Raw genomic sequence first — 22532 nt, forward strand, 5'->3', positions numbered from 1 at the left:
GCTGTCCCGCACGACACGACCGGGGCCCGGACGGTCCAGCCACCCGGGCCCCGGCATGGACTATCGGCCGGTGCCGTTCCCCGGCAGCACGAGGATCTTGACGTGCTCGTCGGGGGACCGAAGTGCGGTGAACGCGTCCGCGACCCCGTCGAGGCCGACGCGGTCCGTGATGATCGCTTCGGCGTCGATCTCGCCGTCGGCGAGGCGCTGCAGGGTGATGTCGTACGCGTTTTCGTACGGCCCGTGACCGAAGTTGATCGAGATCCGTCGGAACTGTCCGACCACGGGGATGATCGTCTCGTCCCCGAACGGCGCGGCCAGCACCTGGATGCGCGAGTTGAACGGCAAGGTGTGCAGCAGGTCGCCCAGTACCCCTGCCCGGCCGCTGCATTCGTAGGCGATGAGGATGCCGTCGGTGGCCTGGCCCACGAGCGGGTTGCCCTCGGCGACCATCTGGTTCCACAGTTCGATCGGATCCTGCTCGCCCGGGTCGACGACGATGTCGGCGCCCATCTTCTTCGCGAGTTCCCGCCGCTTCGGCGACGGCTCCGAGGCGATGACGACCTGTGCCCCGCGGGCCTTCGCGGCGACGATGGCGCCCAGTCCGATGGTCCCGCAGCCGATGACCAGTGCCGAGTCGGCCGGCGTCAGACCGGACTGCTGCATGTGCATCTCGCCGACGTGGAGCGGTTCCGCCAGTGTCGCGTGCTCGAGCGACAGGCTGTCGGGGACTTTGCGCACCCAGTACGCGTCGACGACGATGTGATCGCCGAACGCGCCGTGGTACTCGTTGGAGTAGCCGATGATGGTCGGGATCCCGGTGCTCGTGTCGGTCGCCAGGCCGATCCCCGCCACCCGGTCGCCGATCGCGAAATCGTCCACCGCCGAGCCTGTCTCGGAGACGATGCCGGCGTACTCGTGCCCCAGGACGACGGGGCGGTCGGGATCGAAGGTGGCCAGCGGGTAGCCGCCACCCCGTGCGACGTCCACGAACCGGCACGGATCCTTCGACATGCTCAGGTCGCTGCCGCAGATTCCGCAGGCGACGACGGCGATGCGGACCTGATGCGGTGCGAGTGCCGGCGCGTCGGCAATCTCGGACACGGTGAATGTTCCCTGCTGGAACTGTGCGGCCCTCATGCCTGTGCACCCCCGACGGCGGTGGGCTGCCCGTAGTAGTCGGTGTGCGCCTTGGTGATGGCGCCGACCAGCCCGCCGATCAGGTAGTCGCGATTGTCTTCGGCGAACTGCAGGCTCGCCTCGCGTCCGACGTTCCGCTTCCGGAAGTGGGGGACCACCTCGGATGCGAACAACTCGTAGCTGCGCTTGGTGTCCTCCCAGTTCGCCATGTCGACGTGCAGGATCAGGAACGTGCCGAACCCGCCGGTCTTCTCGATCAGGCGCTCGACCTGCGCGATGGCGTCCTCGGGGGTTCCGATGATCGCCTGGCCGAACTCGCCGAGCGTGTCGTTTCGCCACTGGTCGATGATTCCGGCCGGCGTGTCGGCCCACGCCGGGTTCTGGCCCGTCTGCCGGTTCACGTAGGCGGCCATCGATCCGACGCGTCGAGCGACGGCGCGTTCGGCGTCGGCCCGGGTCTCGGCGAGGAACATCGGATTGACCACGCGCCACGTGGAGCGGTCCGCGTGGTGTCCGTGCTCGGCGGCCACCTTCTCGTACACGTCCCAGTTGCGGTCCAGCGCATCGAATCCGCTGGGCGAACTCGCCGCCAGCGAGAGCAGCGAGAGTCCGTGCGTGCCGGCGAGAACCGAGCCGTTGGGGGAGATCGTGGAGGCCGTCACGGTCTCGATGCCACCGGGGTGGTAGGTCGGAAGCTGGGCGCGGGCGTCGCGCAGCGTGAACCAGTCGGTCTCCATGTCGACGACCTCGCCGCGGAGCAGCGCGAGGATGGCCTCGAGCGCCTCGCCCTGACGGCGGCGCTGGTCGGAGGGATTGATCCCCATCATGTGTGCGTCGAGAGGGATCTTGCCGGGGCCGGTGCCGAAGATCAGCCGGCCGCGGGTCTGCAGATCCAGCTGGGTGATGCGATCGACCGTGATGAGCGGGTGGTGGTACGGCAGGGACATCACGCCGGTGCCGAACCGGATGCGCTCGGTGCGTTCGGCGGCGGCCGCGATGAACACGTCCGGCGCGGGCACGATCTCGGCGCCGGTCGAATGATGCTCACCCATCCAGGCCTCGTCGAATCCCAGGTGATCGAGGTGCTGCATGAGATCGATGTCGCGCCTGAGTTGCAGGACGGGATCGGCGTCGAGCGGGTGGTAGGGGGCGAGGAAGGCTCCGAATCGAATGGACTCCGCAGACCACATGGTGACGTCTCCTGTCGCAGGGGGTGAGCTGGGTCACTCACTCTGGTCGCCATGTCTAGCATGGATCAACTGATCCAGAAAGGGGCAAAGCTCGGCGTAAGTTGATGCGCGTAAATCCTTTCTGTCAATGGATTTTGGTGTTGACATACTTGAGGGCGTGTGAGATTAGTTAGATCAACTGATCCACTTACCGGGAGCGATGAGATGCCGGTGCGCACGACGAGGAGACCCCTGTTGCGGACCCGACGAGGCGTCTCCGAGAGTCCCCTCGGTGCGGTCGGTGCACGGTCCACCTGCCAAGCTCGTCTCATGACAGGTGCCAAGCAGAATCGGCAGGGCGACGCGACCCGGGCGCGGTTGGTGAAGACTGCCGAGCGCCTCTTCGCCGCGGACGGCGTCGATGCGGTGTCCCTGCGGGCGGTGAACGCGGCCGCGGGACTCGGCCCGTCATCCGTGCACTATCACTTCGGCACCAAGGACGATCTGCTCGCCGCGGTCCTGCTCGACATGGGTGCGGGGGTTCGCGATCGGATCCGGGTCAACGTCGACGAACTCGCCGCGGCACCCGAGCGTCCCGGTGTCGAGTCCCTGATTCGCGCGGTCACCGACCCGTATCGGGATCTGCTGCTGCGGCACCGCACTCGCGGAATGCGATGGATGAAGATCGTCATGCAGATCGCGCCGCAGGGACATCCCGCTCTGGACGCGACGGAACAGGATCTCCGGGACCGGTTGCTCGAGCAGGTACGACGGGCGTTCCCGGACACCGACGCGGCACGGCTGGAATCGCGCTGGGCCATCGCGCTCATGGGTTTCATCCAGGCGCTCGGTCGTGCCGACGACTGGGCTCCGGGGTCGTCGGGGCCGTCGGGGCCGTCGGTCGAATGGCTGGTGGACTTCTACGAAGACCAGGTCGCCTTCCTGATCGGGGGCGTCGACCGTCTCCTCGGTCGATAGCGCGTCAGACGGTGCAGAGCGGGGCGATGTCGGGGCGCCCGCCGGTGGTGGGCGAGGTCAGCAGCAGGCACGCGTTGTAGCCGCGCGACTCGACGACGCCGCGGATCTCCTGCCACCGTTGCGCGGTCACCGCCGGGGTGCGGGACAGCACGAACCCGGAGAACCGGGCCGGATCCCCGACCAGCGCCCACGAGTAGTCGTCGGCGATGTAGGTGACGACGTAGTTGGTGGGGCCGTCGGGAGAGTCCTGCATCGGCACCGACGGAAAGCTCACGTGCAGTTGAGCGTTCGTCGTCGGGTCGTTGACGCGTGCGTTGCCTGTGATGCCGTCGGCGGCGCCGGTCCACGTGGTGCACGTGTTGTTTACGCTGATGTTCGACGCGTCGATCACGCCGTAGGTGGCGCGGGTGTCGCGGGCACAGTTCAGGTTGAACGGCTGCGGCACTGCCGCGAGCTGGTGCCACGTGCCGACGTAGCGGGCGACGTCGAGAAACGGGATCGGAGGGAGTGGCTGCCACGGATCGGCCGAACCGGGCGGCAGGGCGGCGGCGGGGACGGCGACAGCTGCCATGGCTGCGGCGGCGATCAGCCCGATGGTGAGCTTCCGGGTGGCGCGCATGGTGATCCTTCCAGCGTCGACAGGAGCGGTCACTCAGTATTCTGTGCCGCTCCGGTCAACGGATGGATACGGAAGATCAACAGCGATGCAGCAGGTTGGCGCCGGCGATGATCGCGTCAAGCGTCGACACGGCGCGGATTCACGCTGCCAGGGGAAGGCTGGGGACTGAGGACGGAGAGGTCTTGCTCGTCGCCGGTGATCTGCGAAAAGCGATGGCGGCCGCACCGCCCATGACGGCGACGTAGGCCACGAGGTAGAGGTTCACGAGAACGTCCCAGGGAGCCCAGGCTGGTCGGAAGAGATAGAGGCCGACCACAACTCGGCCGTCGGGCCACCGGTAGGACCACGATCCCGCGGCGACGAAGAGCGCGACTATCGCGAGCCACCACCACGAATTCTTCAGGGCGCGATGCGCGAGGTACACGAAGAGCGGCACGAACCACACCCAGTGGTGGCTCCAGGAGAACGGAGACACCACTGAAGAGGTGAGGCCGGCGACGGTGATCGAGAGTAGCGTCTCGCCGGTGCGGTGGAGTCGGGCCGCCACCCACATGCTCACCGAGACCGCCACTGCGACAAGCAGAAGCCACAGCCACGTGGGCGCAGGGTCGCCGATGATGCGGGCGAGGGCGCCACGCAGCGACTGGTTCGCGGCGTGACTCTCGTCGGCGATGCGGGTGGAATCGAAGAACGTCTCGCTCCAGTACTGCCACGAATCCCTGGGAAGCACAGCCCAACCCACGCCGACGGTCGCGGCGATCATCACGACTGCCACGGCTGCGGCCCGCCACTGCCGAAGCACCAGGTAATAGAGGACGAAGTAGGCCGGCGTGAGCTTGATTCCCGCGGCGATCCCCACGCCGACGCCCTTCAGTCGGCTCCGCTCACCGCGCGAGGCGTCCCAGAGCACCAGCGCCATCAGGACCAAGTTGATCTGGCCGAAGAACAACGTCGTCCGCACCGGTTCGAGGAACAAGCAGCCGCTCGCGAGTAGGACCGAGACAGCGACGACGCGGACGGTGATGCGGTAGCGGAGCATCCGCCAGCACAACGCGATGATCGCGGCCAGCAAAGCGGCGTTGATCCCCATCCAGATGTACTTGTCCGTCCCAGTCGGGAGCAGTCCGAACGGAACGAACAGCACGGTCGAGAACGGTGTGTACGTATAGAGCAGGCCGTGGATCACCGGATCTGTGTAGAGCGGTAGGCCCGCCACCGCATGCCGGGCACCGTCCCGGTACACGTCCAGATCGAAGCCCCCTGCGAACAGGCCGGTGTACGGCATCCACGGATCGACCGTCGTGAACAGCAGAATGGTCGCGGCGATCATCGCCAGCGAAATGGCCCCCATCGATGGCCATCTCGCAGTCAACAGACGATTCCCTTGTGCATTCCTCACCTCTGAATCCGCGACCTGCAGATCTCGGCGATTCTTGCGCGTACTGGACAGATTCATCCTGAACGTTTCCCCCGGTCTAGAAGCTAAGCAAAGCTAACGGATTGGGAACGGTCCTTTCCACTCAGCGATGTTGGCTGCTCGGATACACACCGGGGGTCATCCCCGGATAGATGAAGACGCCTGTCGCGGGTGTCGTGGCGAGGGACCCGAAGACGCCCATGTCGAAGGGGGCGTCGAGCTTGTGTGGGTTTCCGTCCCGATCCGCCTGCCCGCACGAGGTTCGTGACATCGACGGGGACGCCGATAGCGCCCAGGCCCGGATCGACCGGCCACGAGTCCGATCGCCAGCGCGCCGGTGCGGGCGAGAATTGAGCGCTTCATACCGATCTACCCCCGGAAACATAACGGACAACCGGTATATCAGATGAAGCTGCCGAAACATTACGGGAGAGGGCGCAGCGGCACAGGCCGGCCGACTGGAGCAGCCGATCTCTCAGCGATGCAGCAGGCAGGTCATGGCCTGCAACAGCTTTGCGTCGCAGTTGCGCCTAGGGAGGGTAGGCAGGCTACGCCTCCGGCTCGGTCCTGTAGTGCCCGTTTACGAGTTCTCCGCCTGCTTTCGCTCGACGACCCAGGCCGCGATCTGCGCACGTGATGCGAAGTCGAGTTTGGTCCTGATGTGCTCCACGTGGCCCTCGGCGGTTCGCGGCGAGATCACCAGTCGAGTGGCGATCTCCTTGTTGGTCAGGCCTTCTGCGACGAGCTCCGCGATCTGCTGCTCGCGTTTGGTCAGCGCGGAGTCCGGACCCGGCCCCGTCTGCGGCATCGAGGGCTCGGGCCGTTCGTGGAGGGCGTAGGCCACGGCCTCGTCGAAGCTCAGCGCCTCGCCGGTGCGGAGGGCAGCGTCGAACGCTCGCTCCCCGAGTGACCGACGAACGCGCTGTTCGCACTCGGCGTCGAGGGCGGTTATCCGCGGGAACATGAGGAGTCCCATCGTGCGGCGCAACGAATCGGCCGCGCCCAACAGCACGGCAGCGCGCGTCGCCTGATCGGCACTCGATGCGATCCAGCCGAGTACCCCGAGATATATGGCTCCGGCGGCGGGGTCGTCGACCGACCGGATCAGTCGAAGTCCCTCCTCCGCCGATCGACGCGCCTGGTCCAGGTCGCCCTCCATCCATCGGGCGATGGCGCTGCCCCAGAGCGCGTAGGAGCGGAACATCGATTCACCGTGGGCCTCCGTTGTCGCGAGTACCCGGTCATTGCATTCCATGGAGTTCGCGATGTCGCCGAGCACTCCGTACGCCCATCCGAGGACCACCTGGATCCCGACGACCACATGGGGGACTATGTCGTGTGTGCCGAGGGTTTCGATGGCTGCGTGCAGGCGCTCGATTGCGCGGTCCGGCTCGGCTCCGTAGAGCGAGAGGAACCCGTCGGCCAGGGCGAGGCGGGTGGCGCTCACCGGGTCGTCGAGCTCCTCGAGCAGCGACTGCCCCTCCGCGATCAGGGCGGTTCCCGCAGGGAAGGCGCCGTGAAGTCCGGCGAGCATGCTGGCCGCCTGCAGCGCGCTGAGGCGCTCCGCGGTCGGCCGGCGAGGGGAGTGCGCCAGGGCGAGGTCGAGCCAGTGCCTCCCCTCGCGGAACAATCCGATGCGCGAGAGCCAGAAGGGGAACAGCGCCGCCGCGATCCGTAGGCCCGTTTGGTCGTCCGGCTCGCTGGTTTCCGTCAGGCTGAATGTCATTGCCTCACGCAGGTTCGGCAGCTCGCGGTCGAGGCGGGCCATCCACTCGATCTGGCGGGGACTGATCCAATCGGCCTCCGCGTCCAGCGCCAGCTGCTGATACCAATCGCGATGCCGCCGGCGCAATGCCGGGGACTCGCCGGACTGCTCCGATTTCTCCCGCCCGAATTCGCGCACGGTCTCGAGCATCCGGTAGCGCGCGACCGACTTTCCCGGCACCCGGATCAGGATCGACTTGTCGACCAGTGACGTCACCAGGTCGAGCAATTCCTCTGTCGGCATGTCTGCCGCACAGATGCCCTCCGCAGCATCGATATCGAAGCTGCCCGCGAACACCGCCAGGCGTGCCCACAACAGCTGTTCCTGGGGCTGTAGGAGTTCGAAGCTCCAGTCGATGGACATCCGCAGTGTCTGCAGGCGGGTAGGCACGCCGCGCGGTCCCATGGCCAGCAGCTTGTACCGATCGGTCAGCCGCTCCAGGATCTGTTGCGGCGACATCGCCCTCATGCGCGCGGCCGCCAGTTCGATCGGCAGCGGCAAGCCGTCGAGATGGCGACATATCTCGGCGACCGTGGTCCTGTTGCTGTCGGTCAACTCGAACCCGGGCTCCGCGGCCGCCGCCCGTTCCGTGAACAGGGTCATCGCCTCGCTCGCGGGCGTCTTCGCAGCGGCCCGTCGGCCTTCGTGGTCGGGTATTGCCAGCGGTGGCACACGCATCACCGCTTCACCTTGGATGCCGAGGGGTTCACGGCTGGTGGCCAGGATCCGTAGCCGCGGGCCGGCGCGGAGCATTGATTGCGCGATGTCGGCGGCCGCCTCGATCACGTGCTCGCAGTTGTCCAGTACGAGCAGAATGTGTCGCGACGCGACGAATTCCATCACCACGTCCTCGAGTGAGCTCGGAGATCGATTCTGCAGTCGCAGGGCGGCGGCGACCATGTCCACCACGAGAGACGCGTCGCCCACCTCGCCCAGCTCGACGAGGTACACCCCGTCGTCGAACCCGCGCCGCACATCCGCGGCGGCCCGCAGTGCGAGGCGGGTCTTGCCGACGCCACCGATCCCGGTCAGGGTCACCAGGTGTGACGCCGCGAGGTCGTTCTTGATCTCGGTCAGTTCACGTCGGCGGCCGACGAAGCTGGTCAGCTCCAGAGGCAGCGTCGGGTCCCGGTGCCGAACGGGGGGCACGGTCGCCGCCGGCGTCGCGGGTGTGGTGTCGCCGGGTCCGGTGGGCAGCGCCATGTCGTCGACGGGTTGACCGCGGTGGAGCTGGAATTGTCTCAGCGCATCACCGAATTCGGTGGCGGTGGGACGCTCGTGGGGGGCGGCGGACATCGCCCGCTCGATGACCGAGCTCACCTCGTCGGGGATGCCTTCTCGTCGTAGATCCGGAACCGGCTGCGAGGTGATCCGCACGAACTGCACGACGAGGCGTTCGCCGCTGCGGCGTTCGAATGCGGCGTGGCCGGTGGCGGCGCAGAACAAGGTGGCGCCGAGTCCGTAGATGTCCGAGGCCGGGCTCGGTGGGCTGCCCTCGATCAGCTCCGGAGCCATGAATGCCGGTGATCCGGTGACGGCGCCGGAGCCGGTCTCGAAACCCCCGGAGACATGGGCGATACCGAAGTCGGTGAGCGCGGGTTCGGCGTACTCGGTGATCAGGATGTTCCCGGGCTTCACGTCGCGATGGATCACCCCGAGCCGGTGCGCGGTCTCCAACGCCCCGGCCATCTTGACGCCCAGGTGGACCAGTTCGTCCAGCTCGAGTGGACCGTCCCGACGGATCCGCTCCTCCAGGGAACCCTGCGGGTGATACGGCATCACGATGTACGGGTGGCCGCCGGCCGTGGTTCCGACGTGCAGGACGTTGACGATGTTCGGGTGCCCGGTCAACCGGCCCATCGCCCGCTGCTCGCGCAGGAAGCGCGTCAGGCTCTCCTCGTCGAGGTCGGCGGTGAGCACCTTCACGGCGACGGTGCGGTCCAGTTCCGGCTGCGCGCAGCGATAGACGACACCGAACCCGCCGGACCCGATCTGCTGCACGTCGTCGAAACCGGCACCGCGCAACTCGGCGGCGGCCCCGGCCCCGGTCGCGACGTCGCGTTGGGTCTCGTGTCCGCCGGGACCGGTCATGGGCTGGTCGACCCATTCCAGCGCGAGGGCTTCGGGCGCGGCGCCCGAACCGTTCGTGACTCCGAGATCCGATACATACCCACCTCGTATGACGCGTCCCTCAGGATAGGCCGCCGGGGGGTGCGTTGACGAGATCCCGGCTTCCCGTGGACGCCGCCCGCCGCGGTTCGAAGACCGGTCTCAGCGATGCAGCAGGTTGGCCCCGGCGATGATCGCGTCGAGCGACGACGAGATGCAGTCGTCGCCGATGGCCATGGCCCAGCGACGCTCGCCGTCGTGGTCGCACAGGACGAACGTGGCGGTGCCGGCCGACGTGCGCTGCTGGTGGAACGAGAGGATCTCGATCTGGAATCCGGCGTCGTACAACATCGAGGTGAGCGCGGCGATCGGGCCGGTGGCGGTGGCGGACGCCGAGGTGATGCTGTCACCGAGGCCGAGGGTCGCGGTGTAGGTGCTGCAACCGGCGCCGCGGCCGGCGGCCTCCCAGCTGCCCAGGCGGACGGGGCCACCCGTGGGGCTGAAGCGCTGGGTGAACTCCGTCCAGCTCAGGCCCTGGGCCTGCGCGCGCATGTCGCGCGGCAGCTGGGAGCCGAAACGGCGGGAGAACGGATCGTCCGAGAACGAAGCGGTGGTGGTGGCGAGAGCCTGGGAGGTGCGCATTTTTCGAGGTCTTCCTGAAGTGAAGGAAGGACCGACGGTGAATAGCTCAACGACCCGCAGCGAGGGGTCGGTCCGATTCAGACCCCGCTACGGCGGTGAACTACTACCTCGATGCGCTGCATGACCGAGGAGTCTAAGCGCGACTCCTCGGTACACGCAACCTCCGGTTTGGGGCACACGCAACCCTCAACCGCGGACGCCGGTGATCTCGTCGGGGGTGTGCGGCAGCTCGGCAGTGGCCGTGACCTCGCCCTTCTCGACGTCGACGGCGTGGATCCGATTGGTGGCGGGATCGGTGACGTACGCGGTGAAGCCCTGCACGAACAGCGCCGGCCGCGGCGACTGCCACTTCTCGGGTTCGGTCCACGGGGCGATGACGGGCACCCGGCGCGCCACGGCACCGGTCGCCGGGTCGATCACGTGCAGCGCGCCGTCGGTCCCGAGGACCAGGGCCTCGCCGAACGGCCCGCGGCCGAGCGACCGGAACGTGTAGCTGGTCCCCAGGTCGACCAGCCGCAGCTCGCCGGTCGCGGTGTCGGTGAGGGACACGCGCTGCGGACGCTCCAGCTCGGCGTTCGGGTCGCTCTTGTAGTCGCCGAGGACCACGGCGGAGTCCTCCGAGCCGGCCTGGTTGCCGATCCGCCCGTACGGGTCGGGGCTGGTGACCTTGGTGATCGCGCCGTCGCGGTAGATCAGCAGGCCGTCCTGGCAGCCGAAGACGACCGCCTCGTCGGCGGCGACCGCCTCGCCGTGCACGCCCGGGCACTGCTCGCTGCGGGCGATCTCGGTGCGCGCGGCGTCGTAGACGACGATGCCGGTGCGGGTCTTCTCGTCGCCGACCGTGGTGATCAGGCGGCCGTCGGCCAGCTCCACCGCGACGCCGTGGTGCGCGTGCGGGGTGGTGAACGACGACGTCTCGGGGCGGCCGTCCTCCAGCGCGGCGGGGTCGAAGGACTCGACGCGTCCGGTCCCGTCGTCGAACAGCACCGTGCGTCCGGCGTGCCGGACGACGTGGCCGGGCTTGTCGGCGTCGAACGTGACGTCGGTGAGGGCGGGCGCGGTGGTGTAGTGGTGGGCGTGGTCGTCGTGTGCCTCCGACCACGTGCCGGTATCGAGCACACGGAAGCCGCCCTCGGTGGAGACGATCACGTGCCGCTCGTCGCCGGCCGGGTTCAGCCGGTTGAAGCCGTCGATCTCGGATTCGCCCACCACCGACAGGGTTTCGGCATCGAGCACGAGGATGCCGCCGTCGTAGGTGAGGGCCAGGCGGGGCGTCGCGGCACGGGCCTGGAACGGCTTGGACGTGGTGGTCTGCGCGCCGGCCGTCGCGGTCTCGGTGCCGTCGCCGGTGCCCGAGCAGCCGGCGAGCAGGGCCGCGCACGTCGCGACGGACGCGGCGAGGGTGAGTCGTCGGGGAGTGGGATCGATGCGGATCATGCCGCAAGGTCTATCTTCTAATGAAAATGATTGTCAAAGGCGAAAATATGCATTCGTGCATGTCACGCGGCATGCAGCATCTCGAAGTCGCCCGCGTCCACCTGCCGGGTGCGCCGCCGGTACCCCCACGACGAGCCGGGCCAGAGCGCGTGGTTCGAGCCGAGCTTGTCCAGGTACCAGCTGGTGCATCCGCCGGTGCTCCACACGCCCCGCGTGAGGCGCTCCCGCAGAACCGAGTCGAACGCGTCCTGGGCGTCGGCGCGGACGTCGAGGGCGTCCGCGCCGCTGTCGTCGGCCAGGCGCATCGCGTCCAGCGCGTACGCGATCTGCGCCTCGATCATGACGATCACCGAGTTGTGTCCCAGTCCGGTGTTGGGGCCGGAGAGGAAGAACGCGTTGGGCAGCCCGGAGACGGTGATGCCCAGGTGGGTGCGGACGCCGCCCCGCTGCCAGCGCTCGAGCAGGCTCACCCCGTCCCGTCCGACCAGCTGCATGCGGTTCAGGGCGCCGGCGACCCGGAAGCCCGTCGCGTGGACGATGACGTCGACCTCGTGGTGGGTGCCGTCGGCGGTGACGATGCCGTCGGGGCGGATCTCGGTGATCGCGTCGGTGACGAGCGTCGTGTTCTCGCGGCCGAGTGCCGGGTAGAAGTCGTTGGACCGCAGGATGCGCTTGCACCCGATCCGGTAGTCGGGGGTCAGGGCCGCGCGCAGGTCCGCGTCCGGAACCTGGCGGCGCAGGTGCCGGCGGGCGCGTGCCTCGGTGACCCCGAGCAGCCGGGGGCTGCGGCCGAGTCCGATCGCCAGCGATTCCGCACCCCAGTAGGTGGCCGCACGGAATGCCTTGCGGGCCAGCGTGCTCCGACGGCTGACGGCCATTGCCGCCCGGAACCGTCGGCGCGGCAGCACCCAGGCCGGGGTCCGCTGGAACACGCGCAGGCTCGCGGCGTCCCGGGCGATCCGGGGCACCACCTGCACCCCGCTGGCGCCGGTGCCGATCACTGCCACGCGCTTGCCGGTGAGGTCGACGTCGTCGTGCCACGTCGCCGAGTGCACGGCCTGGCCGGTGAAGGTCTCCGCACCCGGGATGCGGGGGAGCCGGGGAATGTTGAGCGCGCCCGACGCGATCACGAGGTACCGCGCCACGAACTCGCGTCCCGTCCGGTCGAAAACATGCCAGCGGCAATCGGTCTCGTTCCAGCGCGCGCCCGCCACCTCGGTGCCGAACTCGATGCGCTCCCCGAGATCGTGACGCTCCGTGAGCTCGGACAGGTAGTCCAGGATCTCCGGCTGCGCGGCGTGCGAACTCGACCAATCCCGTTTGGGGGCAAAGGAGTACGAGTACAGCACCGACGGGATGTCGCACTCGCAACCCGGGTAGGTGTTCTGCCGCCACGTGCCGCCCACGGCGTCGGCCTTCTCGAGGATCACGAAGTCGCGCTCGCCGCGGCGGGTCAGTTCCAGTGCCATCCCGAGTCCGGCGAAACCGGCGCCCACGACGAGTACCCGGGTGTGACGTACCTGCTGGGACACGCTGCTTCCTGCCTCGAGATCTGTGCAGCGCCTCCCTCGCCGCCCGACGTCAGCAGTGTGCAACTTGAACGGTGTTCAAGACAAATCGGTCGGGCGGTTCACGCCACCTCGTCCTCGCCGCCCGGCTGGACTTTCCGCAGGCCGCGGTAGGCCTCGGCGGGCGTGTGCCGGCCGGCCACGACAGCCTCCACCTCGGCCGCGATCGGCATCGGGACGCGGTAGTCGCGGGACAGTTCCATCACGGTCGGTGCGGTCTTGACGCCCTCGGCGACCTGCCCGAGCTCCTCCACCGCCTCGTCCACGGTGAGCCCGCGGGCGATGGCCTCACCAACGCGCCGGTTGCGCGACGCCGGGCTCATGCAGGTGGCGATCAGGTCGCCGACGCCGGTGAGCCCGGCGAACGTGCGCGGGTTCGCGCCCATCGCCTCGCCCAGGCGGGTCATCTCCGCGAGCCCGCGGGCGAGGACCATCGCCCGGGTGTTGTCGCCGACGCCCAGGCCGTCGGCCATGCCCGACGCGATCGCGACGATGTTCTTGAGCACCCCGCCGAGCTCGCAGCCCAGGACGTCGGTGTTGCGGTACACGCGGAAGACCTTGGAGGCGAACAGCGGTTGCAGCGCCGTCGCGACGTCCTCGTCCTGCGTGGCGACCACCGCCGCGGCGGCCAGGCCGTCGGCGATCTCGCTGGCGATGTTGGGCCCCGCCAGCAGTCCGACGGGGTGGCCCGGCAGGCATTCGGAGATCACCTCGGTGGGTCGCTGCCGGGTGCCGGGCTCGAGGCCCTTCGCGAGCGAGAGCACGGGCACCCAGGCGCGGACCTCGTTGGAGATGAGGCTGAGCGTGCTGCGGATCGCGTGCGACGGCACCCCCACCACCAGCACGTCGGCCTCGTTCGCGGCCTCCACGATGTCGGACGTCGCGCGCAGGCCGTCCGGCAGGACGTGGTCGCCGAGGTACTGCGAGTTGCGGTGCACGGTGTTGATCTCGTCGGCCGTCTCGGGGCGCCGTGCCCACAGCAGCGTGGGCGTGTTCCGGGACGCGAGTCCCGCCACCGTGGTGCCCCACGACCCGGAGCCGAGCACCACCACGCGGACTGGTCGGGCCATCAGCGATCACCTCGTGCGCGGACGTCGTGGCAGGTCATGACTTCAGGTTGGCACTCTCGGCGGGTCAGCGGTGGCGATTCCCCGAACTCGACACCGGTGCGCGCCTACAGTCGGTTACGTGTCGGACGACCTGCCGCTGCACGACGTGTACGCCGAGCCCACGCTCGCGGACGTGCTGCCGTCGGTGCTCGCCTCGTCGGGTGTCGCGGGCGAGTCGAACCGGCTCGGGCTGCCGGAGACCGATCGGACGGTGGTCTTGCTGATCGACGGCCTCGGATGGAACCTGCTGCGCCGCAACCTCGATGCCGCGCCGTTCCTCAACGGCATCGAGGCGCGTCCGATCCGGGCCGGATTCCCGACCACCACCGCGACGTCGCTGGCATCGTTCGGCACCGGGCTGCCGCCCGGCCGACACGGAATCACCGGGTACGTCTCCGATGTCGCCGAGGCGGGTGGGCCGTTCAACTGGCTGCGGTGGCAGCGGGTCGGGGATCGACGCGACGCGTCGACGCGGGTGGTGCCGGAGCGGATCCAACAGTCCCCCACCGTCTTCGAGCGGGCCACCGCCGCGGGGGTGGTGGCGTCGACGGTCCTGCCGCGCGAGTTCGCCGGCAGCGGTCTCACCCGCGCCACGCTGCGGGGTGCCCGATTCGTCGGCACCGTCGCGTACGGCGACCTGCTGCACGCGACCGTCCACGCCGCGACGGCCGGCGAACGGACGCTCGTCTACTGCTATCTGAGCCAGATGGACACCCTCGGGCACGTGTACGGGCCCGGATCCGAGGGCTGGGTGGCGCAGTTGACGATCGTCGACCGGTTCGTCGAGGACCTCGTCGCCCGACTCGGCCCCGACGTCCACCTGCTGGTGACCGCCGACCATGGCATGGCCGACGTCGACCCGTCGGACCGGATCGACTTCGACATCACCACCGACCTGTCGGACGGGGTTGCGGCGCTCACCGGCGAGGCCCGCTGTCGGTACGTCCACACCGAGCCCGGCCGCACCGTCGCGGTGCTGCGCCGCTGGCGCGAGGTGCTCGGAGAGCGGGCCTGGGTCGGGACCCGCGACGACGTCGTGGCGGCCGGGCTGATCGGGCCCGACCCGACGCCGGCCGCGGTGCGCCGCATCGGCGACGTGGTGGCCATCGCCCGCGGCGGCACCGCCGTGGTGCGCACCGAGGTGGAACCGCGGATGTCGATGCTCAGCGGCCAGCACGGTGCGCTCACCGACGACGAACTGCTGGTTCCGCTCCTGCAGGTGTGACGATCTCGCGCACGCGAGCCCGGAATCGGCACGAATTGCCGGCCCCGGGGCGATATCGGTTCGTCAATATGTCGAGTTCCGAAAAGCGTTGCGGTGCAGCGTATACGGAAGTCATTCGCTCCACTTTCCGGGGTGTTGGCGGCGCGGTAAGCTCGAGTCGTTACAACCTGTAACGGCTAAGCCGTTACACTCTGTAACGGCTAAGCCGTTACACTCTGTAACGGCCGTCACAAACGCGATGCAAGGGGTTTCGAGCAATGTCCAGGAAGCGGCAGGCGCAGCATCGGCTTGGGCCGCAACGAGATCCTGCGATCGACGAGGCCGTTCTGCGGGCGACGCGGGAGCTACTGATCGAGAACGGCTACGCCGGGACCACGATCGACGCGATCTCCACACGCGCCGGTGCCGGGCGGCCCGCCATCTACCGACGCTGGCCGTCGAAGGCGCACATCGTGCACGACGCGGTGTATCCCGTGATGGAGTCGGAGAACGTGTCCGACGACCTCGATATCGCCGAGGAGATCGGCCGACTGACGTACGGCGCGGTTGCGCTGTTCGGCGATGCGGCGGCGCGGGAGGCCGTGCCGGGGCTGATGAGCGAGGGCCGCAGCGACCCGGAACTGCGCAAGGCTCTGGTCACGGACCAACTCGAGGTGGTCCGCGAGGAACTCGGCGACCGGATCGCCCGGGCGGTCGACGCCGGCGAACTGCGTGAGGGCATCGACGCGGACACCCTCCTCGACGCGATCGCCGGCGCCGCGATCTTCGCGCAGTCGGCGCGCGACGTCCAGGACCAGGAGCGGCTGGCATCGACGCTCGTCGACATCGTGCTCCACGGTGTCATGCCCGCGGCCGGGGCGACGACCGTGAGCGATCGGGCACCGCTCCGGCAAGTGTGACGAGCGAGTCGCTGCGCCGGGAAGCGTCGGACTCTATGGTGGCGGACGGGGTGGACCAGGCCACCCCTGTGCGGAGGACGGCTGGGGGCAGTATGCGAACGCGCGAGACGACGATCATCAGGCACTGGAAGGTGAGCCTGCGGGCCTGGCTGGTGTTCTGGTTCGCCCGCATCTTCGTCAAACCGTTGTTCGCGGCGTGGCCCATGACCGATCGCGGGCTGGCGGTGCTCGGACGGCTCGAGAAGGTCGTCGACCGGCTGCCGCGGCCGAACGGGGTCGTCGTCGAACCCACGACGCTGGGCGGGGTCCCGAGCGAGCGGATCACCCACCCCCGCAAGGCGGCGGACTCGCTGGCCGGTGCCACGATCCTCTACTTCCACGGCGGCGCCTTCGTGTTCTGCGGCCTGTCCTCGCACCGCAGCCTGTGCGCGGTGCTGGCCGCGCGGGCGGGGGTCCCGGTGGTCTCGGTCGAGTACCGGCAGCTCCCCGCCGGCGGCATCGGCACCTCGATCCACGATGCGATGGCCGCCTACACCGAACTGCTCGGCAGGTGCGACGACCCGACGAAGATCATCCTGGCCGGGGACTCGGCCGGCGGCTACCTCGCGATGAAGGTCGCCGAGCTGGCCGCGACGCGCGGCATGGTGACGCCCGCCGCGGTGATCGGCTACTCGCCGCTGCTCAACCTGGCCCTCGAGAAGCACGATCCGGACTACATGCGCCGCGACGCGTACCTGCCGATGAGTCAGGTGGAGAACCTGAAGGATCTGTGGGCGGGCGGTCCGGAGCCGATCGTCGGCGCCGACTCGCCCATCGAGGCCGACCCGCACCTGTACCCGCCGGTGTTCTTCAGCGTGGCGCAGTACGAGCTGATGCGCCCCGACGTCGAGGCGATGACCGGCCTGCTCGAGGACGCCGGGCAGGCCGTCGAGACCCACGTGTGGAGCGGGCAGATCCACGCGTACCCGGTGTTCGGCACGGTGCTGAAGGAGGCCGCGATGACGGTCACGCTCAGCCTCGACTTCGTCCGCCGCGCACTGGGATACCGCGGCCGGCACTCGGCGTGAGCGCGGCTACGGGCCGAGCGTCTCGATCCGCTTGCGCAGATTGGCCTCGGTCTGCCGGATCGCGGTGACGACGAACGGCTCGATCAGCTTGCCCAGCGCCCGGCCCGCCAGCCCGCCGGGCAGTTCGTAGCCGAAGTCGACCGACAGCTCGGTGCGGTCGTCGCCGACCGGGGCGAACATCCAGCTGGACCGGTTGCCGAACCCGGCGACCGACGTCAGCGTGATGACGCGGTCCCGCTCCCACTCGGTGATCTCGACCGTCGACTTCATCGTCTTGAGGCCGAGCTGCATCGCCGCGTCGTACTGCGCGCCCAGCCCCTGGTCGAGGTCGCCGATCGGGTCGAACCGGGTGATGCCGAACATCCAGTCGGGCACGTTCCGGTAGTCGTCGATGTGTGCGAACGCCAGATCGACCGGCACGACCGCGACCGCCCTGTGTCGTACGTGGATCACGTGTCTCCCTCCCCTGAACTCCCCGGAGGTCGGACGTTAGTGCACCCCGGGTGTGACCCCCGTCACCGGCGTCCCGAAAGTCGGAATTCGGCGATCTCGCGGGCGTTGTCGATCGCGTCGGCCACGGCGCGGTGGCGGTCGTCCGCGGTCTCCGCGGCCAGCACCGCGAACTTGTCCGCGGCGCCCATCGGCACCCACGACGCCAGCGCGTAGAGGTGGTCGCCGGGCTGCTCGAGCACGTCGAACATGCGGGGCGGCGCGGGCGGCGGCGTGTCCCGCAGTTCGCGAACGCGGGTCAGCACGATGTACAGCTCGGTGATCTTGTCGGTGAGGTGCTGGAGCTGGCCGTCGGAGACGCGGCCCTGTGCGCCCACCGGCCACGGCTCCACCTCCGCGCACGGGTACGGGTCGTCGCCGAGCCAGTGCCGCACCCGGATCCGTTCCTCGCCGACGCAGTCCAACGCCCACCGGCCGTCGCCGATGCCGACGTGGGAGACGATGCGCACCGCGGTGCCGATGTCGTTCCGGACGTCGTCGCCGCCCACCTCGTGGCCGCGCGCGATGAGGACGGTGCCGAACACCGGGCCCTCGGTCGCGCTCAGGCAGTCGCGCACCAGCGCCTGGTAGCGGGGCTCGAACACGTGCAGCGGAAGCCGTTCCCCGGGCAGCACTGCGGAGCCGAGGGGGAACATCGGCATAACGGTCATTCGACCAGGATCACCCATCAGGGCATCCGGAGACGGGGAACCGGCACCGTGTCGGGCGGGGTGTCGCGATCCAGTTCGACGATCAGATGGTCGGCCCACGCGACCAGGCCCGTGATGTCGAGCGCGTGCGGCGGGTTGTCCTCGTAGGGGACGATGCGGTGCCGGCCCTGGCGCAGCAGCGACACCGCGCCCGCCGGGTTGCCGCGCATCTGGTGCGTGACCGCGACCGCCAGCTGGGCCAGGCCCTGCCACAGCCCGCGTTCCTCGTGCGGCGCCTTCTTCCACGCGGATTCGAGGACCTCGTGCGCGTGGAACGGCAGGTCGTGGTCGAGCAGGCGTTGCGCCTCGGTGATCGCCTCGCTCGGCTCCAGGTTCAGGTCGTCGGGCATCGTCGGAAACCCTTCCTCGCCCCACTCCAGCGGCCGACCCAGGCGATCCCGGGGCCGGGCGTTGCGCGGCTTCCCGAGGGTGTCCCGATCGCGGTCGGCCATAGATGCAATCTAGTCGCCGACGGGGGTGTCGGGGGAGGGGTGGCGGGGTGGCCGGGTGCTGCTCCCGACGAGGATGCCCGCCGAGGGCAGGTCGCCGCGATCTCGCACCGGGCCGACGGGTACCACATCTAGATCGATCGACAGATTCATACTTTAGAAGTAATTTCAAAGTATGAGTGTGGATGAGGTGACGTTCTCGGAACTGCAGTTGCAGGGGAAAGCGACGGTCGAGCGGCTGCGCCGCTCACCGGCCCAGTCGCTGCGGGTGCGGCGCCGTGACGCCGAAGACCTGGTACTCACCACTGCGGCACGGGCGGAGCTCGAGCACAAGGCGGCATCGGTCACCACACGGATGTTCGTGGCGTTGATGCAGCGCGACGGGCGGGCTCGGGAATTGGTCACCGATGTGCTGCCCGAGGTGTTCCCGTGGGTGGCGTTCCTCTCGCGTGAGGAGGTGGAGGTGTTTGTCGTCGAGTTGGTGACGACCCTGCGGGCCGCGGAGTCGCTCGACAACCCCGCCCCGGTGGTGCAGGTGATCGACGCCTGGCGGCACACCGCCGAGGTACTGGCCGATCCGGAGTTGGCGGCGATCCTGGCGGCCGACACCGATGAGGACCTCGGTGTGGTTCCCGCGCCGGACGTTTCGTGAGCCCGAAACGCGGCGACGGTGTCGCTCCACCGGCCGATCCGGCAGGTGGGTGGGAGCTGAGGTTCGCCACCACCGACGCGGTCAAGGGCTGGGAAGCGCTGTGCCAGCAGGCGCCGGCAAACGTCCTCACCGCCTGGAACGAGTTGCGCTCACGCCCGGACACCGCGCCGCCGACCTCACGGCACCATCAGCTCAAAGGCTCGCTCGCCACCGCCGCCCACGGTGGGACGGTGATGGAGCAATGGCAGTACGAGGTCACCGCCGGTGGACGCCTCTGGTACCTCGTCGACACCCCACGCCGCACCCTGTGGATCAAAGCTGCCGGTACCAGTCACCCCAAAGCCACCGACTAGCTGGACGTACCCAAGCAGGGCCGTTTCTCACCCGCAGCAGGCGGATCGGGGCAAAGAAAAACCCGGTATCGCAGATGCGATACCGGGTTCCTCGGTGGTAGCGGGGACAGGATTTGAACCTGCGACCTCTGGGTTATGAGCCCAGCGAGCTACCGAGCTGCTCCACCCCGCGTCGGTAATTTCAGCTTACACGACTATTCGGGGCCGATTTACCATCGAGGCGATCCGCGGCTGTGTTCCCGGTCACCGGAACGACGGTCCGCGGGGTTGAGTCGCCGCCTTAATGTGCGGGGGTACTGCACGGCGAGGGATCCGGAGGGGTTCGCAATGGCACTGCTCGAGAACAAGGTCGCCTTCATCACCGGCGCGGCGCGCGGACAGGGACGCAACCACGCGGTGCGCTTCGCCCGCGAGGGCGCGGACATCGTCGCACTCGACGTCTGCGCGCCGGTGTCCGACGACGTCGGCTACCCGGCGGCGACGCCCGAGGACCTCGAGGAGACCGCGCGCCTGGTGCGCGCCGAGGGCCGCGAGATCGTCACCGCGATCGGCGACGTGCGCGACCAGACGGCGCTGCAGGCCGCCGTCGACGCCGGGGTGGAGCGCTTCGGCCGCCTCGACGTCGTGGTCGCCAACGCTGGCATCTCGACGTGGAACCGCTTCTGGGAGATGCCCGAGGAGCAGTGGACCACGATGATCGACATCAACCTCAACGGCGTGTGGCGCACCCTCAAGGCGGCGGTGCCCGCGATGATCGACGGCGGCCGCGGCGGCTCCATCATCGTCGTCAGCTCGGCCGCCGGCCTCAAGGCCAGCCCCGGCACGGCCAACTACACCTCCGCCAAGCACGGTCTGGTGGGCCTGACGAAGACCGCGGCGATCGAGTTGGGCGAGTTCGGGATTCGCGTCAACTCGATCCACCCGGGCGCGGTGGACACCCCGATGGGCCAGGACGCCAACGTCGGCAAGATCCTCATGCAGTACCCGCGTTACCTCGACAACTACAAGTGGCCGCTCGCCGGGCTGGACAAGTGCAGCGTCGACGACGTCTCCGAGGCGGTGCTCTACCTCGCCAGCGACCGGTCGCGCACCGTCACCGGATCGCAGATGGTGCTGGACCTGGGCATCACGTCCATCTGACGCGTCCCCGGGAGCGGCGCGGTCACAGGTTGCCGCGCCGCTCCTGCTCGCGTTCGATCGCCAGGAACAGGGCCTGGAAGTTGCCCTTGCCGAACCCGAGCGAGCCGTGCCGCTCGATCAGTTCGAAGAACACCGTGGGCCGGTCCCCGATCGGCTTGGTGAAGATCTGCAGCAGGTAGCCGTCCTCGTCGCGGTCGACGAGGATGCCGCGCCGCTCGAGCTCCTCGATCGGGACGCGCACCTCGCCGATGCGGGCCCGCAGCTGGGGATCCTCGTAGTACGACGCCGGCGTGGCCAGGAACTCGACGCCCGCCTCGGTCAGCCGGTCCACCGCGCCGAGGATGTCTGACGTCGCCAGCGCCAGGTGCTGTGAGCCTGGGCCGCAATAGAATTCGAGGAACTCGTCGATCTGCGAGCGCTTGCGGCCCACCGCCGGCTCGTTGAGCGGGATCTTGATGCGGTGGTTGCCGCTGGCGACCACCTTGCTCATCAGGGCCGAGTACTCGGTGGCGATGTCGTCGCCCACGAACTCGGCGAGGTCGGTGAACCCCATGACGCGGTGGTAGAAGTCCACCCACTGGTCCATCTTCCCGAGTTCGACGTTGCCGACCACGTGGTCGAGCGCCTGGAACACCTGCGGACCGGTGCCGAAGGTGCTCGAGCGCGAGACGTATCCGGGCAGATACGGGCCCGTGTAGTGGGAGCGGTCGACGAGGGTGTGCCGGGTCTCGCCGTACGCGGCGATGGACGCGGTGCGGACGGTGCCGTGCTGGTCGGCGACGTCGTGCGGCTCGACGAGGACGTGCGCCCCCTGACCGCGGGCGTGCGCGATGCAGCGGTCGACGTCGGTGACCTCGAGCGCGACGTCGAAGACGCCGTCGCCGTGCCGGCGGTGGTGGTCGTGGAAGGGGCTGGATGGGTCGACGCCACCGGTGAGCACGAATCGGACGGCACCGCTGCGCAATACGAAGGCGCGGTGATCGCGGTTGCCGGTCTCGGGCCCCGAGTACGCCTCGAGTTCCATGCCGAACACCGCGCGGTAGTAGGCGGCGGCCTGCGTCGCGTTGCCCACCACCCAGACGATCGCGTCCCAGCCGACCACAGGGAACGGATCTGCGGACGGATCGTGTTCGACGAGCCCGAGGAGTTGACGCAGCGCCGCGTCGTCGAGGCGGCCGAGGGACTGTTCGACGGTCATGAGTGGACCTCCCGAGACGGCGTCTCTCGATCACACCGCTGCGCATCGGCGCCGGCAATATCGGCGGATTCCGCTGCCCAGAGTGGACAATCGGCCCCGTCAAAGGGCCGTTGGGTTGGTCAATTTGTGCAGTAGCGGGGACGGTCAGTCGTGAGCGAGGCGTTCGATCGAGGGCAGGCTGTCGGGCTCTATCGCCTGCCTCTGCGGTGGTCGTCATAAGCGTCCGGACTCTTGCGCGGTCTGCAGCTACCGTGAACGAGTACCACTGCCATCACGGCGGAGCGAACGGGCTTCTTCCGTCGAGTTTGTGAAGCCTGCAAGGGTGTGACTTCGCTAAACCTACCCCTCCAACGATGAGTGTCGAGTAGAGCGACTTGTCTTCGCGAAAGGCTCAGAC

At 68.8% G+C, this 22532-nt stretch carries 20 protein-coding genes and 1 tRNA gene; 7 read left to right on the forward strand and 14 right to left on the reverse strand.

Annotated features, from left to right (window positions below):
* Positions 1-60: 60 nt before the first annotated feature.
* Entirely contained in the window at positions 61-1140 is a 1080-nt protein-coding gene (locus tag ABI214_RS15185) for an alcohol dehydrogenase catalytic domain-containing protein (RefSeq protein ID WP_348603355.1), read from the reverse strand.
* Positions 1137-2330: an LLM class flavin-dependent oxidoreductase gene (locus tag ABI214_RS15190; protein ID WP_348603356.1), complete on the reverse strand. Its 1194-nt coding sequence runs from the start codon at positions 2328-2330 to the stop codon at positions 1137-1139. The genes ABI214_RS15185 and ABI214_RS15190 overlap by 4 nt, the downstream gene beginning before the upstream one ends.
* Before the next feature lie 309 nt (positions 2331-2639).
* Between ABI214_RS15190 and ABI214_RS15195 the strand changes: the two genes are divergently transcribed.
* Positions 2640-3287, forward strand: a complete 648-nt coding sequence (locus ABI214_RS15195) for a TetR/AcrR family transcriptional regulator (protein ID WP_348603357.1) — start codon at positions 2640-2642, stop codon at positions 3285-3287.
* A gap of 4 nt (positions 3288-3291) precedes the next feature.
* Here the strand turns inward: ABI214_RS15195 and ABI214_RS15200 are convergent, their stop codons facing one another.
* From ABI214_RS15200 to ABI214_RS15230, 7 genes are all read right to left on the reverse strand, one after another.
* Positions 3292-3906 carry a lipocalin family protein gene (locus tag ABI214_RS15200; protein WP_348603358.1) on the reverse strand — a complete coding sequence of 205 codons (615 nt, stop codon included), beginning with the start codon at positions 3904-3906 and terminating at the stop codon, positions 3292-3294.
* A 139-nt stretch (positions 3907-4045) separates the two neighbouring features.
* The gene (locus ABI214_RS15205; RefSeq protein ID WP_348603359.1) at positions 4046-5257 is read right to left on the reverse strand and encodes a glycosyltransferase 87 family protein; all 1212 of its coding nucleotides are present in this window, start codon (positions 5255-5257) and stop codon (positions 4046-4048) included.
* A 646-nt stretch (positions 5258-5903) separates the two neighbouring features.
* Positions 5904-9179 carry a protein kinase domain-containing protein gene (locus ABI214_RS15210; protein WP_348603360.1) on the reverse strand — a complete coding sequence of 1092 codons (3276 nt, stop codon included), beginning with the start codon at positions 9177-9179 and terminating at the stop codon, positions 5904-5906.
* 180 nt (positions 9180-9359) lie between these two features.
* On the reverse strand, positions 9360-9839 hold the full coding sequence (locus tag ABI214_RS15215) for an alpha-isopropylmalate synthase regulatory domain-containing protein (protein ID WP_348603361.1): 480 nt from the start codon (positions 9837-9839) through the stop codon (positions 9360-9362).
* Between the two features lie 186 nt (positions 9840-10025).
* The gene (gene aztD / locus ABI214_RS15220; RefSeq protein ID WP_348603362.1) at positions 10026-11276 is read right to left on the reverse strand and encodes a zinc metallochaperone AztD; all 1251 of its coding nucleotides are present in this window, start codon (positions 11274-11276) and stop codon (positions 10026-10028) included.
* Positions 11277-11338: 62 nt separating this feature from the next.
* Positions 11339-12808, reverse strand: coding sequence for a flavin-containing monooxygenase (locus ABI214_RS15225; protein ID WP_348603363.1), 1470 nt, complete (start codon positions 12806-12808; stop codon positions 11339-11341).
* 98 nt (positions 12809-12906) lie between these two features.
* Entirely contained in the window at positions 12907-13914 is a 1008-nt protein-coding gene (locus ABI214_RS15230; protein ID WP_348603364.1) for an NAD(P)H-dependent glycerol-3-phosphate dehydrogenase, read from the reverse strand.
* A 118-nt stretch (positions 13915-14032) separates the two neighbouring features.
* Here ABI214_RS15230 and ABI214_RS15235 point away from each other — a divergent pair, with 118 nt between their 5' ends.
* The 3 genes from ABI214_RS15235 to ABI214_RS15245 all read left to right on the forward strand — a co-directional run bounded on the left by ABI214_RS15235 (position 14033) and on the right by ABI214_RS15245 (position 17144).
* Entirely contained in the window at positions 14033-15178 is a 1146-nt protein-coding gene (locus ABI214_RS15235; RefSeq protein ID WP_348603365.1) for an alkaline phosphatase family protein, read from the forward strand.
* A 257-nt stretch (positions 15179-15435) separates the two neighbouring features.
* On the forward strand, positions 15436-16077 hold the full coding sequence (locus ABI214_RS15240; RefSeq protein ID WP_348603366.1) for a TetR/AcrR family transcriptional regulator: 642 nt from the start codon (positions 15436-15438) through the stop codon (positions 16075-16077).
* 92 nt (positions 16078-16169) lie between these two features.
* On the forward strand, positions 16170-17144 hold the full coding sequence (locus tag ABI214_RS15245; protein WP_348603367.1) for an alpha/beta hydrolase: 975 nt from the start codon (positions 16170-16172) through the stop codon (positions 17142-17144).
* A gap of 6 nt (positions 17145-17150) precedes the next feature.
* On the opposite strand, the gene ABI214_RS15250 is transcribed toward ABI214_RS15245, so the two are convergent.
* The 3 genes from ABI214_RS15250 to ABI214_RS15260 form a co-directional block, all read right to left on the reverse strand.
* The gene (locus ABI214_RS15250; protein ID WP_348603368.1) at positions 17151-17597 is read right to left on the reverse strand and encodes an SRPBCC family protein; all 447 of its coding nucleotides are present in this window, start codon (positions 17595-17597) and stop codon (positions 17151-17153) included.
* A 62-nt stretch (positions 17598-17659) separates the two neighbouring features.
* Positions 17660-18304, reverse strand: coding sequence for an LON peptidase substrate-binding domain-containing protein (locus ABI214_RS15255; RefSeq protein WP_348603369.1), 645 nt, complete (start codon positions 18302-18304; stop codon positions 17660-17662).
* A 17-nt stretch (positions 18305-18321) separates the two neighbouring features.
* Positions 18322-18795, reverse strand: coding sequence for a DUF309 domain-containing protein (locus ABI214_RS15260; protein WP_348603370.1), 474 nt, complete (start codon positions 18793-18795; stop codon positions 18322-18324).
* A 172-nt stretch (positions 18796-18967) separates the two neighbouring features.
* On the opposite strand from ABI214_RS15260, the gene ABI214_RS15265 reads away from it, so the two are divergent.
* Positions 18968-19444 (forward strand): hypothetical protein, encoded by a 477-nt coding sequence (locus ABI214_RS15265; RefSeq protein WP_348603371.1) that lies wholly within the window; start codon positions 18968-18970, stop codon positions 19442-19444.
* A complete protein-coding gene (locus ABI214_RS15270; protein ID WP_348603372.1) occupies positions 19441-19797 on the forward strand; it encodes a hypothetical protein in 357 nt (118 codons plus the stop codon). Before ABI214_RS15265 ends, ABI214_RS15270 begins: the two co-directional genes overlap by 4 nt.
* Before the next feature lie 95 nt (positions 19798-19892).
* Here the strand turns inward: ABI214_RS15270 and ABI214_RS15275 are convergent.
* Positions 19893-19969, reverse strand: a tRNA-Met gene (locus ABI214_RS15275).
* A 155-nt stretch (positions 19970-20124) separates the two neighbouring features.
* Between ABI214_RS15275 and ABI214_RS15280 the strand changes: the two genes are divergently transcribed.
* Entirely contained in the window at positions 20125-20937 is an 813-nt protein-coding gene (locus ABI214_RS15280) for a mycofactocin-coupled SDR family oxidoreductase (protein ID WP_348603373.1), read from the forward strand.
* 22 nt (positions 20938-20959) lie between these two features.
* On the opposite strand, the gene hppD is transcribed toward ABI214_RS15280, so the two are convergent.
* A complete protein-coding gene (gene hppD, locus ABI214_RS15285) occupies positions 20960-22135 on the reverse strand; it encodes a 4-hydroxyphenylpyruvate dioxygenase (protein WP_348603374.1) in 1176 nt (391 codons plus the stop codon).
* Between the last annotated feature and the right edge of the window lie 397 nt (positions 22136-22532).

This window comes from Prescottella soli, assembly GCF_040024445.1.
In the GTDB taxonomy this organism is placed as follows: Bacteria; Actinomycetota; Actinomycetes; order Mycobacteriales; family Mycobacteriaceae; genus Prescottella; species Prescottella soli.

Bases quoted from the DNA above. Each gene is read 5' to 3' on its own strand.
- ABI214_RS15185 (WP_348603355.1), bottom strand. From the start codon at position 1,140: ATGAGGGCCGCACAGTTCCAGCAGGGAACATTCACCGTGTCCGAGATT.
- ABI214_RS15190 (WP_348603356.1), bottom strand. From the start codon at position 2,330: ATGTGGTCTGCGGAGTCCATTCGATTCGGAGCCTTCCTCGCCCCCTAC.
- ABI214_RS15195 (WP_348603357.1), top strand. From the start codon at position 2,640: ATGACAGGTGCCAAGCAGAATCGGCAGGGCGACGCGACCCGGGCGCGG.
- ABI214_RS15200 (WP_348603358.1), bottom strand. From the start codon at position 3,906: ATGCGCGCCACCCGGAAGCTCACCATCGGGCTGATCGCCGCCGCAGCC.
- ABI214_RS15205 (WP_348603359.1), bottom strand. From the start codon at position 5,257: ATGGGGGCCATTTCGCTGGCGATGATCGCCGCGACCATTCTGCTGTTC.
- ABI214_RS15210 (WP_348603360.1), bottom strand. From the start codon at position 9,179: ATGACCGGTCCCGGCGGACACGAGACCCAACGCGACGTCGCGACCGGG.
- ABI214_RS15215 (WP_348603361.1), bottom strand. From the start codon at position 9,839: ATGCGCACCTCCCAGGCTCTCGCCACCACCACCGCTTCGTTCTCGGAC.
- aztD (WP_348603362.1), bottom strand. From the start codon at position 11,276: ATGATCCGCATCGATCCCACTCCCCGACGACTCACCCTCGCCGCGTCC.
- ABI214_RS15230 (WP_348603364.1), bottom strand. From the start codon at position 13,914: ATGGCCCGACCAGTCCGCGTGGTGGTGCTCGGCTCCGGGTCGTGGGGC.
- ABI214_RS15240 (WP_348603366.1), top strand. From the start codon at position 15,436: ATGTCCAGGAAGCGGCAGGCGCAGCATCGGCTTGGGCCGCAACGAGAT.
- ABI214_RS15245 (WP_348603367.1), top strand. From the start codon at position 16,170: ATGCGAACGCGCGAGACGACGATCATCAGGCACTGGAAGGTGAGCCTG.
- ABI214_RS15255 (WP_348603369.1), bottom strand. From the start codon at position 18,304: ATGACCGTTATGCCGATGTTCCCCCTCGGCTCCGCAGTGCTGCCCGGG.
- ABI214_RS15260 (WP_348603370.1), bottom strand. From the start codon at position 18,795: ATGGCCGACCGCGATCGGGACACCCTCGGGAAGCCGCGCAACGCCCGG.
- ABI214_RS15265 (WP_348603371.1), top strand. From the start codon at position 18,968: ATGAGTGTGGATGAGGTGACGTTCTCGGAACTGCAGTTGCAGGGGAAA.
- ABI214_RS15280 (WP_348603373.1), top strand. From the start codon at position 20,125: ATGGCACTGCTCGAGAACAAGGTCGCCTTCATCACCGGCGCGGCGCGC.
- hppD (WP_348603374.1), bottom strand. From the start codon at position 22,135: ATGACCGTCGAACAGTCCCTCGGCCGCCTCGACGACGCGGCGCTGCGT.